Genomic DNA, 13,308 nt, shown 5'->3' on the forward strand with positions numbered 1-13,308 from the left:
AGGGGCCCGCCGTGCCGTCCCGGGAGTTCGAAAGCGCCGCGGCGTCCTTCACTCGGATCGGGCAGGACGCGGTGACGCACGCGCGCCGCGTCGCCGGGAACGCGAAGGCGCGCAGCCTGCGCCGGCACAGCGAGAACGCGGAGCTCCTCAAGAGCAGCGGGCGCGGGGCGAAGTCCGCCGATCCGGCACCCGGCTCGCTGCGCGCCGCCGCCGAACGGTTCCGCCGGGCCCGCGGGCTGGCGGTCCCCGCGGTTCCCGATCCGGTTCCTTCGCGTTCGCAACTTCCCGCCGACGCCCCTCGGCCGGGTGACGACGAAGAAGACTTTTCCCAGATGCGAATCATGAAACGAGATCGCTGACGCCGTCTCCGCGCTCGCTGTGCGTGTGTTAATTCCGCTGGTGGGGAACGTTTTTTCGGGTGAACTGTCGCTGAATCGGGGGTTACTCGGAATACCCGCGGCGATCGGTTCCCGGCGTGGGCGTTCACGCAAGCAACTACTTGCGGGCAAACCACGACAAGGGGGAACCGGACGTGGCAGTGTCTGCGTCGTAGGGCCGTACGACGAACAAGCTCGGTACGGACACAACCACTCTTATGAAGGGGGTTTCAGCATGGCTGGAGCTGGATCTGGATTCACGGGGACAGTCGAGCAGTTCACCTCGTCCGAGCAGAAGGTGACCGAGGTGCGCGCGCACATGGACACCAACCTGGCGACGCTGCGCGACCGCATCGAGGCCACTCGCGCCGGCTGGCAGGGCGCGGCGGCGAAGGCGTTCGACAACGTCATGAACCGCTTCGACGAGGACGCCCGCGGCATCAACCAGTCGCTGCAGAAGATCGCCGACCTGCTCAAGGAAGCCGGCTCGAAGTACGAGAAGTCCGAGCAGGAGCAGCAGGAGATCATGCGCGCGGTCAACGCGGGCTTCGACCGCCTCAACCCCTGATCTTCACTTCGACTTCCCTGCCGACACCGAACTTTCCCGCATAAGAGGAGTGCACCATGCCCGACGGCCACATTCTCGTCAATTACGCCACCATCCAGGCTGCCGCTGACGACTGCAAGGCCACCGGTGGCGAACTGCAGGCCGCCTTCGACCAGCTGAAGGACGACCTCAAGCCGCTGATCACCACCTGGACCGGTTCCGCGAAGGAGCAGTACGACCAGGCCCAGCGCAACTGGGACCAGAAGTTCGAGGACCTGAAGCAGGTTCTGGCGCAGATCGCCGCCGCCCTGCCGCAGATCTCCGATGGTTACCAGACCACGGACAAGGCCGTCGAAGGCCTGTTCTGAGCCGGTGACCCCGGAAACCACGGCGGGCCCCGCCGTTTCTTTGCGTGGCAACAGAGCCGTTGCGGGGCAGGGAAAAACTCCCGTGCGGGCAAGGATGATTCCCGTGCGGGCAAGGTGACTCCCGTGCGGGCAAGGTGACTCAGTGCGGTGCGCCGACCTCGTACTCCGGCCGGTCGTTGAGCACGCGCACGGTGACCTTCTTCTGCTGCCCGCCGATGGTGACGGTGCAGTCGAAGGTCGTCCCGTTCACGGCGGCTTCGTCCGCCGGGCACTGCGCGTTCTTCACGTCGGGCTCGCCGTAGTTCTCGTTCAGGACCTTCACCACACCGTCCTGAAGGGACTGCCGGTCCAGCACGTCACCGCGGAACGCGCCGAGCAGCCACGCGGCGCCGCCGCCCGCCACGAGCACCAGGACGGCGATTCCGCCGAGCAGCAACGGTTTCTTCGACTTCGGCTTCTTCGCCGGCTCGGCGGGGAACGCGCCGAGCCCGCCGTACTGCGCCGGCTGGAACCCGCCGCCGTACTGACCGGGCGCCGGCGGCCCCGGTTGCGGCTGCGGGACCGGCTGGGACGGCGGCGCCCACGGACCGCCCGGCGGCTGTCCCGGCGGCCACGGCCCCGAGAACGACCCGGTCGGTCCGGGCGGGCCCGGGTTCCACGGGCCCGTGGGGGAACCGGTGACCGCACCCGGGTCCGGGTTCGGCTGCCACTGGCCGGCGTGCGGGCCGGTCGCCTGCTGCTCGAGCTGCCACGCGCCGGGCTGCGGAGGCGCACCCCGCGGGTCGGCCGGGGGCTGCCACCACTGCGGCTGCTGCGGGCCGGGCGGCTGGGACGGTGGTGTCATCGGAGATCACCTCGGGTCGTGGTCACGCCTCAGCTGCCCTGCGCTTCGCCGAGCCGCCGGTAGAAGTCGTCCATCGCCGCCCGGTCCGGCAGCACCGTGATCTGCGAGGCGTCCGGCAGTTTCGGCATGTCCTGCGGGCTCGCCGGGCCGGTGAACCTGAAGTCGTACTTGAGCTCGAGCCGGTGGCCGTCGCCGGCGAACTTGGCGTCCAGCACGAAGGAGACCAGGCTGCCGTCCGGGTTCAGCGTGATCGTGGCCGGGACCGCGGCCTTCTTCAGCTCCGGCCCGACCTGGTCGACCAGGTTCTGCGGCAGGATCTCGACCCGGTTCTGGACGAAGGTCCCGAAGGGCACGTTCACCGTCAGCGCGGTCTTGCCGTCGCCGAGGCTCTTCGCCCCGCGCACGGCGCGTTTGTCGGCCTTGTAGGCGTCGAGGGCCGAGGCCGCCATCCGGCACGGGGTGAGCACGCCACCCCACGCGCACGGCAGGAGCGTGCCCGCTTCGGGCTTCGGCATCGACACCCACGCCGTCGGCGAGACGCCCTTCTGCACGTACACCGGGCCGAGGTAGGTGTATTCGACCGCGCCGTCCGCCGGGGTGAACGTGTCGATGATCTCGTCGGGGTTCTTCAGCGAGCGGTGCCGCACCGCCCGGCTCTCCGGGCTGCCGGTGCGGGCCGACGTGACGACGCTGTGGATCCACTTGTCGTCGAACTTGAAGTAGGCGTCCAGCGAGTTGGTGACGTCGCGCGTGTCGGTGATGGCGTCGGAGAGCTTGCCGATCACCTGCTCGAACTTGCCGCCGACGTAGTCCGCCGCGTCGTCGCCCTTCGGCAGTGCCGTGCCCGCTTTCGCCTGGCCGCAGGCGCTGACCAGGGCCAGCAGGGCACCCAGGACGAAGATCGCCTTCGGTCGTTTCCGCATCGCCGTCCCCTGCTCGACTGTGCCCCGGATCGTCCCATCCTCGCGTGTCGCGCCGGTGCGTGCGGGCACTTCGCGGGGAAAACCGGGTAGAGTCCCGGCTGCGCCCGGGCCGCCCGGAGCCTAGTATGGGCGCTTCCACCCACCCCCGATGCACGGGTGCGGTGGGCGTGCGGGTATCTTCATATGTCGTTGTGCGTTGCGGCGCATCAGCGCTAGGCCCGCACAGAACCCACACGCAATGTTGACGACGAGGTAGACCCTTGCCCACGTACAGCCCCAAGCCCGGCGACGTCACTCGTGCCTGGCACGTGATCGACGCCGAGGATGTCGTGCTCGGCCGGCTTGCGACCGAGGTCGCCACGCTGCTGCGCGGCAAGCACAAGCCGACCTACGCCCCTCACATGGACACCGGCGACTTCGTCGTCATCGTCAACGCCGAGAAGGTCGCGCTCACCGGTAACAAGCGCGAGCAGAAGTTCGCCTACCGGCACAGCGGTTACCCGGGCGGTCTGCGGAAGCGCTCGTTCGGCGAGCTGCTCGACACCAAGCCCGAGCACCTGGTCGAGAAGGTCGTCAAGGGCATGCTGCCGAAGAACAAGCTCGGCCGCGCCCAGGCGAAGAAGCTCAAGGTGTATGCCGGCCCGCAGCACCCGCACGCCGCGCAGCAGCCGCAGGCGCGCGAGATCACCAAGATCGCGCAGGTCGCGCAGTGAGTGAGGAACAGTCTGTGACCAGCACCGAGACCGAGACCCCCGAGGTCGTCGAGGCCACCGAGGCGACCGAGACCGGCGCCGTCGCGGCCAGCGAAACCCCGGTTGCGACCAGCGAGACGCCGGTCGCCACCAGCGAAACTCCGGTTGCGACCAGCGAAACCCCGGTCGCGACCAGCGAGACTCCGGTCGCGACCAGCGAGTCCGCTGCCGCGCCGCGCCCGTCGCGGGCCGCCGGCGGCAACGCGCAGACCGTCGGCCGCCGCAAGGAAGCCGTCGTCCGCGTGCGGGTCGTCCCGGGCACCGGCGAGTTCAAGCTCAACGGCCGCACCCTCGAGGAGTACTTCCCGAACAAGGTGCACCAGCAGCTCATCCGTGAGCCGCTGGTCCTGGTCGAGAAGCCGGAATCGTTCGACATCTTCGCCAACCTGCACGGTGGCGGCGTCTCCGGCCAGGCCGGCGCGCTGCGCCTGGCGATCGCCCGCGCGCTCATCGAGGTCGACGCGGACGACCGCCCGGCCCTCAAGAAGGCCGGCTTCCTGACCCGTGACGCGCGCGCCACGGAGCGGAAGAAGTACGGCCTCAAGAAGGCCCGTAAGGCCCCGCAGTACAGCAAGCGCTGATCGCGCCTTCCGGCGCAACTCACCGGAGCGCCCATCCGTCCATCGGATGGGCGCTCCGGCGTTTCCGGGGTAACGACCGGCACTGTGTCGTTTCCGGGGGCCGCAGCGATATCCGGGGGCAGGAGCTCGCGGTCCGTCAGGGTCGTTAGGTTGTCGTGGTGGTTGTACTGGGTCACCACAAAGAGGAGGTCGACAGATGGCACGCCTGTTCGGGACCGACGGGGTGCGTGGCCTGGCCAACGCCGAGCTGACGCCGGAGCTCGCCATGGCGCTGGCGGCCAGCGCCGCCCGCGTGCTCGCCGCGCACGACCGCTCGCACCGGCCGGTCGCGGTCGTCGGCCGTGACCCGCGCGCCAGCGGCGAGATGCTGGAGGCCGCCGTCGTGGCCGGCCTCACGTCCGCCGGGGCCGACGTGCGCCTGGTCGGCGTCCTGCCGACGCCGGCCGTCGCCTACCTGGTCGGCGCGCTCGATGCCGATCTGGGCGTGATGATCTCCGCGTCGCACAACCCGATGCCCGACAACGGCATCAAGCTCTTCGCCGCGGGCGGGCACAAGCTCCCCGACGGCATCGAGGACGAGATCGAAGCCGGCCTGGCCGCCGACGCCGTGCGCCCGACCGGCGCGGGTGTGGGGCGCGTCACGGACGTCGAAGACGCACTCGACCGCTACGCCGCCCACCTGCTCGAGGTCACCCCGCACCCGCTCGCCGGGCTCAAGGTGGTCGTCGACTGCGCCAACGGCGCCTCCGCCGCGGCCGCGCCCGAGATCTACCGCCGCGCCGGCGCCGAGGTCGTCGCGCTGCACGCCGACCCGGACGGCATCAACATCAACCAGCACTGCGGGTCCAACCACCCCGAGAAGCTGCGCGAGGCGGTCGTCGCGCACGGCGCCGACCTCGGTATCGCCCACGACGGCGACGCCGACCGCTGCGTGGCCGTCGACTCCGCCGGCGAGCTGGTGGACGGCGACCAGATCATGGCGGTGCTGGCGCTCGCGCTGGCCGAGTCCGGCGAGCTGACCAAGGACACGCTGGTCGCGACGGTGATGAGCAACCTCGGCCTGCACCTGGCGATGAAGGCCCACGGCATCACGGTCGTCACGACGGCGGTGGGCGACCGGTACGTGCTGGAGGAGCTGCGCGCGGGCGGTTTCGCCCTCGGCGGCGAGCAGTCCGGCCACGTGGTGCTCCCGGCCCACGCGACCACCGGCGACGGCCTGCTGACGGCGCTGCGCCTGATGAGCCGCATGGCGGCGACGGGCAAGTCCCTGGCCGACCTGGCGGCGGTGATGAACCGGCTGCCGCAGGTGCTGGTGAACGTCCCGGTCGCGAACAAGGCGGCGGTGGCCGGCTCGTCCGAGGTCCGCGACGCCGTCGGCGAGGTCGAAGCCGAGCTGGGCGAGGAAGGCCGGGTGCTGCTGCGCCCGTCCGGCACCGAGCAGCTGGTACGGGTGATGGTGGAGGCTCCGGCGCAGTCGACGGCCCAGGCCGCGGCCGACCGCCTGGCCGGTGTGGTCTCCGCCGTTTCCTGACCCGTCGTGAGTGTTCAGGCGGGTTCTAACCCGCCTGAACACGCACGACCACTTGCGCCGAGGCCAGGCCGTGGAACACCGGGTGGGCCTTCCAGGCCACCTCGGTGACGGTGTGGTCCGGGGTGAGGACCCGCGCCAGCGCGCGCAGCGCGATCTCGCCCTCCGCCACCGCCACCCGCGATCCCGGGCACGCGTGCCGGCCCAGGCCGAACGCCAGGCCGTCGCCCAGCGGGATCGCCACCTTGGCGCCCGGCTCGAGCGGCCGGCCCGCGATCACGCATTCGCCCGTCGCCCGCCGGGCCGCGTACCGGGTCGGGGCGATCTCCTGGACCAGCCCCCGCACTTCCGCCGCGCCGGGACACCTGCCCGGGGTCGTCACCATGCCCAGGCCGGCCACCGCCAGGAAGTTCATCGAGTTCTCGTACGCCGCGTGCGCGAGCATCACCGGCGTCACCATCAGCTCGTCCTCGCTGATCCGCCCCTCCGCGCACGCGCGGCGCAGCAGGGCCAGCCCACCGCCTTCGGCTGCTGGGGCCTTCAGGAAGAACATCGCCACGCGCAGCGCCGCGACGTCGCCTGCCGGAGAGGCTTCCCCCGACCACACGTTCAGGTTCGCCGTGGTCTCCGAGAGCGCCGCGAGAAACCGGTCGTCGAACGGTCCCGCACCCAGCACGGCGGCGGCGACCAGGGCGGCCACCGGCAGGCCGAAGTCGGCCACCAGGTCGAATTCGGCCCGGTCCGCCAGCCCGCTCACGATCTCTTCGATTCCGGCGCCGACCTCGGCGGGCAGCGGTTCGGTCAGGGCGATGACCTCCTTGACGACCTCCCGCAGCCGCCGGTGCTCCTCGCCGTCCATGAACAGCAGGTTCGCCGGGACCGACGTGTCCGGGCTCGAGCTCAGCCGCGGGTCGCGGAGCACGGCGGTCCGGTCCGCCCGTGCGTCCAGTACGAGGAAGTCGTCCACCTCCGTATGATGCCGTGGTGCCGGACGAGGTTCCCGAAGACGTGCTGGCGACCCCGCTGACGCACCGGCTGGCCGCCCGCGCCGCCGACCACCGCCCGGCCTTCACCCACCTCGACTGCTCCGGCGGCGCCGAACTCGCCGAGCGCACGCTGACCTGGGCCGAGCTGCTGGTGCGGGTCCGCGCCGTCGCCGCGGTGCTGCGCGAACTGGTGGAACCCGGCGAGCGCGTCGCGATCATCGCGCGGCAGGACCTGTCGTACGTCGTGGCGTTCTTCGGCGCGCTCTACGCCGGTGCCGTGGCCGTCCCGCTGTCGGCGCCGGACCTGCGAGCGCAGCGCGAGCGGCTCGCCGGCGCGCTGAACGACTGCGACGCCGCCGTCTGGCTGACCTCCGAGCCGCTGCTGGAGCGGGTGCGCGAGCTGGCGGGCGTCCCGCGGCCGCGTGCCGTCGTCGCGGTGGACGCCCTGGCCGAGGCCGGCGAGTTCCCGCCCGCTCCGGTTCGCCCGGCGGACCCGGCCTACCTGCAGTACACCTCCGGCACCACCCGTTCCCCGGCCGGTGTCGTGATCAGCCACCGCGCGCTCGCCGCCGCCTGCTGGCAGGTGTGCGCCGCCTACGCCGTCGATTCCGCTGTGACCTGCGTCGGCTGGATCCCGTTCTTCCACGACATGGGGCTGATCCAGCTGGTCTGCGGGCCGGTGCACAGCGGCGGGCGGTCGGTGTTCCTGGCGCCGCTGGAGTTCGTCCGCCGCCCGGCCCGCTGGCTGACGATGATGTCGGCGTACCCGAAGACGCTCACCGCGGCCCCGAACTTCGCGTACGACCTGCTGGTGGAAGCCGTGCCCGAGGTGCGGCGCCGCGAGTTCGACCTGTCCGGGGTGCACGTCGCGCTCAACGGCAGCGAGCCCGTGCGCGCGAAGACCGTCGAGACGTTCCTCGCCGCATACGAGCCCTACGGGTTCCCTCGCGGGGCGTACCGGCCGTCGTACGGGCTGGCCGAAGGGACCGTTTTCGTCGCCGCCGGCGACGCCGAAGGTCCGTTCGTGGCCGAGGTGGACGGCCGCGAGCTGGTCTCCGCCGGACGGCCGCGCGGTCAGCGGCTGCGCATCGTCGACCCCGACCGCGGCGTCGCCGTGCCGGACGGCGAGACCGGCGAGATCTGGGTGCACGGGCCCAACGTCGCCGACGGCTACTGGCGCCGTCCCGAGCTGACCGCCGCGGTGTTCGGCGGACGGCTCGGCGGCGAGGACGGCTGGCTGCGCACCGGCGACCTGGGCCGCTGGGACGGCGAGCGGCTCTACGTCACCGGGCGGATCCGCGACCTGATCATCGTGGACGGCCGCAACCACTACCCGCACGACATCGAGGAGACCGTCGCCGCGGCCCACCCGGTGCTGGGGCCGGACCGGATCGCCGCGTTCGGCGTGGACGACCCGGCGGGGGAGAAGCTCGTGGTCGTCGCCGAACGCGCCCGCGGCGCCGCGGGCGCCGGGGTGTCCGAAGACGAGGTGGCGCGGGCGGCGAAGCGGGCCGTCGTCACCGGCCACGACCTCCGGGTGCACGAATTCCTGCTGGTCAAGCCCGGTTCGTTGCCGCGGACCTCGAGCGGGAAGGTGTCCCGGTCGGCGGCCAGGACCCGCTTTTGGGCCAAACGGCCCCGCTGAGTGCGGGCATGAGTCACAATCAGTAGATGCCCGCCGCGGACTACTTCGACCGGATCACCGCCCTCGTGTGCCGGGTGTTCGACGTCGATGCCGCGACGATCGACACGGACACCCCGTTCGCCGAAATGGGTGTCGACTCCCGGCAACGGGTCCGGCTGCTCGTGGAGGTCGAGGTCGAATTCGGCCTCGAAATCGACCTCGACGAGCTCGACCGGCTGGTCGACATCCGGAACGCCGCCGAGGTGCTCGCGGAGACGATCGAGGGCGACCGGCCCGTGGTCCGGTTGGGGCAGCGGACCGGGTGAAGGCCCGGGCGGCCCGGACAGCCGCTCGGTACATTCTGTGTGCATATGCGATGGCACCGCAGGCCGTCGGCGTGCGTCGTAGTCGGGACAGTGCGGGGCGAAGGGTTTCACCTACGAGGAGGGGGCGCTGGTCATGCCGGACGGCGGCTACCAGGCGAGTTCAGACGCGATGCTCACGGCGCAGACCGCGCTCGAACGCGCCGCGGAGAAGACCACCAGCCAGGCGGGCAAGGTGGCGCCGACCCCGTTGGCCCAGCAGTCCTTCGGCCGCGTCCACGGCCAGTACTTCACCGACTACAAGACCGGGATCGACAGCATCGGCGCGGCGATGAAGGGGTACGCGGGCCAGCTGACCCAGCTCGGCGGCGGCGTCGGCACGGCCGCGACCAAGTACACCACCGCCGACGAGCAGCAGGCGGCGGCCGCGAAGAAGGCGGGGTCGAACTGATGGCACAGCCCACCAAGGCCGAGATCCAGGCCATGCTCGACGACCCGTACGTCACCGCGGGCACCAAGGACGCCCTCCTCACCGCGATGCTGTTCGGGAACCCGGACCAGGCCTACGCCAAGGCCAAGGCCGAGCACGACTCGAACGCGCAGGCCGACAAGGCGCAGAACGACGCCGCCAAGAAGGCGGAGCAGGACCTGCAGACCCAGACGCCCCCCGGGGTCGGCGGCGTCGGCGTCAAGAAGTCCGACGAGGTGCTCGACCTCGGCAACCCCGCGCTCGACTTCTTCTCGCAGTGGTCCGACCAGGTGTGGAACAAGATGCCGGACTGCCCGGGCGCCATCGACTACAAGAAGGACGTCTGGGACAAGTTCCACGAGAACCGGGAGATCGACTTCCAGAAGTTCCTCGACGAGGTCGAGGACATGACCAAGTCGCACCAGGTCGTCGACCAGACCCGCACCGACGCCACGAACTCGCTGAACACGCTGTTCCACGACTGGAAGGGCGACGGCGCCAAGGCGGCCAAGGTCAAGTACGAGCAGCGGATCCAGCCCGACGCCCAGGAACTGCTGACGCAGATGGAGGGTGTCGGGAAGCTCGTCCCCGAGACCATGACGCACATCTACACCTCCTTGAAGACGAAGGTCGACGAGGTGCTGAAGCTGCGTACGGACAAGGTCGCCACCGCGCCGCTGTACATCGCGAAGCAGGTCGTCGAGGTCGCGAACGGCAAGGTCGGCTCGAAGGACAAGCTGCTCGACATCGCGCACTGGCTCGACTCGGTGTGCCCGGGCAACGACCTCGAGAAGCGGCTGCGCGACGACAGCAAGGACCTGAACGACGACAACAAGGAATACGCGATCGGCGCGGCGAAGCAGTGGCTCAAGGGCAGCTTCGCGGCCGATTTCGGGCAGCGCTACGACGCTTTCAAGGCGTTGTGCAAGAACACCACCGACACGATCAACCAGCACTTCCACACCCTGACGCGGTTCATGGCCGAGTACACGAACCCGTTCCCCGACCCGGCCACCGCGCCGAAGCCCAGCGAGGGCAACGGAAACGGCACCGGGACCGGCACGGGGACCGGCACCGGGACCGGGACCGGGACGGGCACCGGAGGCGGGAGCGGCACGGGTGGCGGCGGCACGACGACGCCGTCGGCGTCCCCGCCGCCGACCGCCGAGCCGGAGCACAAGCCCGGCGACGGCACGAACCCCGTCACCGGCAAGCCGCTGGAGGTCAACCCGGACACCGGGCAGCCCTACCCGATCGACCCCAAGACCGGGGAGACGATCAAGGACGTCGACCACGACAACGTCACGGTCCAGAAGGGTGACAACAAGATCTCGATGACCGAGCCCGACCAGGACGGCAAGATGGACGTCAAGGTCGACGACGGCAAGGGTCACCCGAAGGACTACAAGCTCGACTTCGACAACCCGAAGGACGGCGAGGCCAAGGACGGCGCCGCCGGGGCCGACGGCAAGGACGGCAAGACCGGCGACTTCGGCCCGCAGGGCACGAAGGACGGCAAGCCGGGGCCGGACGGCGCGTACCACCCGGGCCCGGACGGCAAGATCCACATCCAGGACGGCAACCTCAAGATCACCGCCGAGCAGCCGGACGGCCCGGACGGGCCCACCGTGGTGACGGTCGACGACGGCAAGGGCGAGCCGACCACCTACACCCTGGACGACGAGAAGAGCGGCGACGCCAAGACCGACGGGCAGGACAAGGGCGCCGGCCAGGACAAGGGCGCCGGCGGCGACAAGGCGACCGGCCCGGTCGGTGCGGACGGCAAGCCGGAGAAGGTCACCACGCTGCCGGCGACCGCCGACGGCCAGCCGGTCCCGACGACCCCCGCCGTGGCCGGCGGGTTCACCGCCCCCGGCGGCGTGGACGCCGGCGCCGTGACCGCCGACGCGAGCGCGGGCGGCGACGGCGGCGGTGCCGCGGTGGGCGGTGGCGGCTCGGCCGGCGGCGGTGCGGACGTCGGTGCCGGCGGCTCGGCCGACGCGACCACCACGGCGGGGTTCGGGAACGCGATCACCGGCGACGGCACCGCGCTCGAAGCGGGGGCCACCACCGGCGCCACCACGCCGGTGGCTTCGGCGGACGTCGGGCTCGGCGTCGCCCCCACCGGGATGGACCACGCGATGGCGTCGGCGCCGATGGGCGGCGCCTCGTCGTCCGGCTCGATGCCCGGCATGGGCATGATGGGCGGCATGATGGGCGGGTCGCCCGGCGGCGGCGGTGGCGGCGGTGACCAGCAGCGCGGCCCGAGCCAGTACCGCGTCGAAGGCGCGGTCTTCGAGACCAGCGGGTCCGGCGGGCGGATCAGCGGGTCGCTGGACGACGACGGCGAGCGTTCGATCAGCTACGAGCGATGAGGGGGTAGGCACCGATGAGCGCTGCGGACAGGTTGGCGGCCGCGATGAACGCGCTGGCCACGGCCACCCGGGAACAGCAGGAACAGCGGGGGTTGCGCGAGCGGCACGTCGAAGAGGGCAAGGCCGCGGCGATGGAGACGATGAAGCGCGACGCGGCGGTGCACGCGCGCTACATCGAGCGCATGCAGGAGCTGAACAAGCGGCACCAGCAGTCCGGCGGCTGGCTGACCGAGAAGGCCCTGGCCGACCGCGACCACACGATGTCGTTCGGCCCCGAAGACGACGGAGCGGCCCCGGTCGACGAGTTCGCGCGCTATTCGCGGCCGGAGCCGCGGCACGAGGCCGCCGCCCCGCCGCCTCCGCCGATCGCGCCGTCCGTGCCCGGTGTGCCGGACCCGGCACCTTCGGCGCACACGGCGCCGATGCCCGCCGGAACGCCGGAGCCGCCGCCTGAGCAGCCCGCGCCGCCGGCCCGCCGCCCGCGGCACGCCCGCACCGAGTCCTTCGACGACGACGACTTCTCGAACAACTCCTGGCTGGTCGACTGAGGACGAGCCCGCCTCAGTGGGCGGGCTCTTCTTCGCGTTCGATGGGCGCGTGCTTGACGTCCGCGTCGAGCAGGGGCCGGTACTTGTCGGTGCCGGTCAGGTGCGTCAGGAAGAACGCCGTGAACAGCGCGCGGGTGAGCTTCTGGGTCCCGCGGTGGGGCTTGCCGTGCATGATCACCTGGGACCAGTGCCTGCCCTCGGTGACGCCCAGGTGGGACGCCTTGCCGAGGTAGCGCAGCTGGACGTCGTCGCCGCCCCAGGCACCGGCGATCGCTTCGGCGTGCGCGACGGGCGGAGCGACCAGGTCACCCTCCGCGGCGAGGTGCAGGCCGGGGACGGTGATCGCCCTCGCCGACTCGGTGGCCGACGGCAGCGTCTGGGCGGCGGTGATCGTGGCGACGGCCTTGATCCGCGGCTTTTCGCTTCGCGCGTCCTGGGCCGCGGCGAGGACGGCGGAGCCGCCGCCGGAGGAGTGCCCGGCGAGGCCGAGCTTGGCCGGGTCGACGCTGATGCCGTCCGGGCCGAGCCGGACGGTCGTGACGACGTCGAGGGTGGTCAGCAGGTCGGCGGCGAGCAGCCGGTGCGACGGCAGCGGCCCGCGCTGCGTCGCCGGCGCGGCGGCGACGATGCCCCAGCTGGCGAGGTGGTGCAGCAGCTGCCGGTAGCGATCGGGCGGCTGCAGCCAGCCGTGCCCGAAGGCGACGGCGGGCAGGCCGAGGCCGGCGCGCGGCGTGAACACCACGCCGGGCAGCCCGACCAGGGCGAGGTTGCCCCGCAGGACCTCGTGCGGACCCGGGTGCGTCAACTCCGCGAGCAGCTGCTTGGGCTTGCTGGCCATGGCCGGAACCCTACTGTGCCCGCTCACCCGCGGCTCGCCGCCGCCCCGCCCAGGTCTCAAACGCCCCGATGTGGCGTTGGGTGCGCTGGACGCACCCGATGTGGCGTTCGGTGCGCTGGACGCAACCAACGCCACATCGGGGTGCTCGGCGCGCGGTACCCGTGTGGGTGACCGAGCATTGGTCCGGACCACGGCCGCGCGCGTCTGTGCAGGTCAGAGGTCGTT

15 protein-coding genes are annotated in these 13,308 nt (G+C 71.6%); 11 read left to right on the forward strand and 4 right to left on the reverse strand.

Going from position 1 to position 13,308, the window contains the following annotated elements; genetic code table 11:
- Positions 1-11: 11 nt before the first annotated feature.
- The 3 genes from A3CE_RS0127100 to A3CE_RS0127110 all read left to right on the forward strand — a co-directional run bounded on the left by A3CE_RS0127100 (position 12) and on the right by A3CE_RS0127110 (position 1,292).
- The gene (locus A3CE_RS0127100) at positions 12-359 is read left to right on the forward strand and encodes a hypothetical protein (protein ID WP_020643236.1); all 348 of its coding nucleotides are present in this window, start codon (positions 12-14) and stop codon (positions 357-359) included.
- A gap of 253 nt (positions 360-612) precedes the next feature.
- Positions 613-945 (forward strand): WXG100 family type VII secretion target, encoded by a 333-nt coding sequence (locus A3CE_RS0127105; protein WP_084641806.1) that lies wholly within the window; start codon positions 613-615, stop codon positions 943-945.
- A 56-nt stretch (positions 946-1,001) separates the two neighbouring features.
- The gene (locus A3CE_RS0127110) at positions 1,002-1,292 is read left to right on the forward strand and encodes a WXG100 family type VII secretion target (protein WP_020643238.1); all 291 of its coding nucleotides are present in this window, start codon (positions 1,002-1,004) and stop codon (positions 1,290-1,292) included.
- A gap of 139 nt (positions 1,293-1,431) precedes the next feature.
- Here the strand turns inward: A3CE_RS0127110 and A3CE_RS0127115 are convergent, their stop codons facing one another.
- Both A3CE_RS0127115 and A3CE_RS0127120 read right to left on the reverse strand, forming a co-directional pair.
- Positions 1,432-2,136 (reverse strand): DUF4333 domain-containing protein, encoded by a 705-nt coding sequence (locus tag A3CE_RS0127115; protein WP_020643239.1) that lies wholly within the window; start codon positions 2,134-2,136, stop codon positions 1,432-1,434.
- A 29-nt stretch (positions 2,137-2,165) separates the two neighbouring features.
- Complete coding sequence (locus A3CE_RS0127120) at positions 2,166-3,059, reverse strand: hypothetical protein (RefSeq protein ID WP_020643240.1); 894 nt, start codon at positions 3,057-3,059, stop codon at positions 2,166-2,168.
- A 260-nt stretch (positions 3,060-3,319) separates the two neighbouring features.
- Between A3CE_RS0127120 and rplM the strand changes: the two genes are divergently transcribed.
- The 3 genes from rplM to glmM all read left to right on the forward strand — a co-directional run bounded on the left by rplM (position 3,320) and on the right by glmM (position 5,923).
- A complete protein-coding gene (gene rplM, locus A3CE_RS0127125; RefSeq protein ID WP_020643241.1) occupies positions 3,320-3,772 on the forward strand; it encodes a 50S ribosomal protein L13 in 453 nt (150 codons plus the stop codon).
- Positions 3,773-3,786: 14 nt separating this feature from the next.
- Positions 3,787-4,392, forward strand: coding sequence for a 30S ribosomal protein S9 (gene rpsI / locus A3CE_RS59340; protein WP_020643242.1), 606 nt, complete (start codon positions 3,787-3,789; stop codon positions 4,390-4,392).
- A gap of 196 nt (positions 4,393-4,588) precedes the next feature.
- Entirely contained in the window at positions 4,589-5,923 is a 1,335-nt protein-coding gene (gene glmM, locus A3CE_RS0127135) for a phosphoglucosamine mutase (protein WP_020643243.1), read from the forward strand.
- A gap of 25 nt (positions 5,924-5,948) precedes the next feature.
- Here glmM and A3CE_RS0127140 read toward each other — a convergent pair whose 3' ends face one another.
- Positions 5,949-6,887, reverse strand: coding sequence for a cytochrome P450 family protein (locus A3CE_RS0127140; RefSeq protein ID WP_020643244.1), 939 nt, complete (start codon positions 6,885-6,887; stop codon positions 5,949-5,951).
- A gap of 14 nt (positions 6,888-6,901) precedes the next feature.
- Here A3CE_RS0127140 and A3CE_RS0127145 point away from each other — a divergent pair, with 14 nt between their 5' ends.
- From A3CE_RS0127145 to A3CE_RS0127165, 5 genes are all read left to right on the forward strand, one after another.
- Positions 6,902-8,551 carry a fatty acyl-AMP ligase gene (locus A3CE_RS0127145; protein WP_020643245.1) on the forward strand — a complete coding sequence of 550 codons (1,650 nt, stop codon included), beginning with the start codon at positions 6,902-6,904 and terminating at the stop codon, positions 8,549-8,551.
- A gap of 26 nt (positions 8,552-8,577) precedes the next feature.
- A complete protein-coding gene (locus tag A3CE_RS0127150; protein ID WP_020643246.1) occupies positions 8,578-8,856 on the forward strand; it encodes an acyl carrier protein in 279 nt (92 codons plus the stop codon).
- Positions 8,857-8,989: 133 nt separating this feature from the next.
- Positions 8,990-9,304 carry a hypothetical protein gene (locus tag A3CE_RS0127155; protein ID WP_020643247.1) on the forward strand — a complete coding sequence of 105 codons (315 nt, stop codon included), beginning with the start codon at positions 8,990-8,992 and terminating at the stop codon, positions 9,302-9,304.
- The gene (locus A3CE_RS56740) at positions 9,304-11,697 is read left to right on the forward strand and encodes a collagen-like domain-containing protein (protein ID WP_020643248.1); all 2,394 of its coding nucleotides are present in this window, start codon (positions 9,304-9,306) and stop codon (positions 11,695-11,697) included. The genes A3CE_RS0127155 and A3CE_RS56740 overlap by 1 nt, the downstream gene beginning before the upstream one ends.
- A 14-nt stretch (positions 11,698-11,711) precedes the next feature.
- A complete protein-coding gene (locus tag A3CE_RS0127165) occupies positions 11,712-12,245 on the forward strand; it encodes a hypothetical protein (RefSeq protein ID WP_026468896.1) in 534 nt (177 codons plus the stop codon).
- Between the two features lie 13 nt (positions 12,246-12,258).
- Here the strand turns inward: A3CE_RS0127165 and A3CE_RS0127170 are convergent, their stop codons facing one another.
- Positions 12,259-13,083 (reverse strand): dienelactone hydrolase family protein, encoded by an 825-nt coding sequence (locus tag A3CE_RS0127170; RefSeq protein ID WP_020643249.1) that lies wholly within the window; start codon positions 13,081-13,083, stop codon positions 12,259-12,261.
- Positions 13,084-13,308: the final 225 nt, after the last annotated feature.

This window comes from Amycolatopsis balhimycina FH 1894, assembly GCF_000384295.1.
Lineage (GTDB): Bacteria > Actinomycetota > Actinomycetes > Mycobacteriales > Pseudonocardiaceae > Amycolatopsis > Amycolatopsis balhimycina.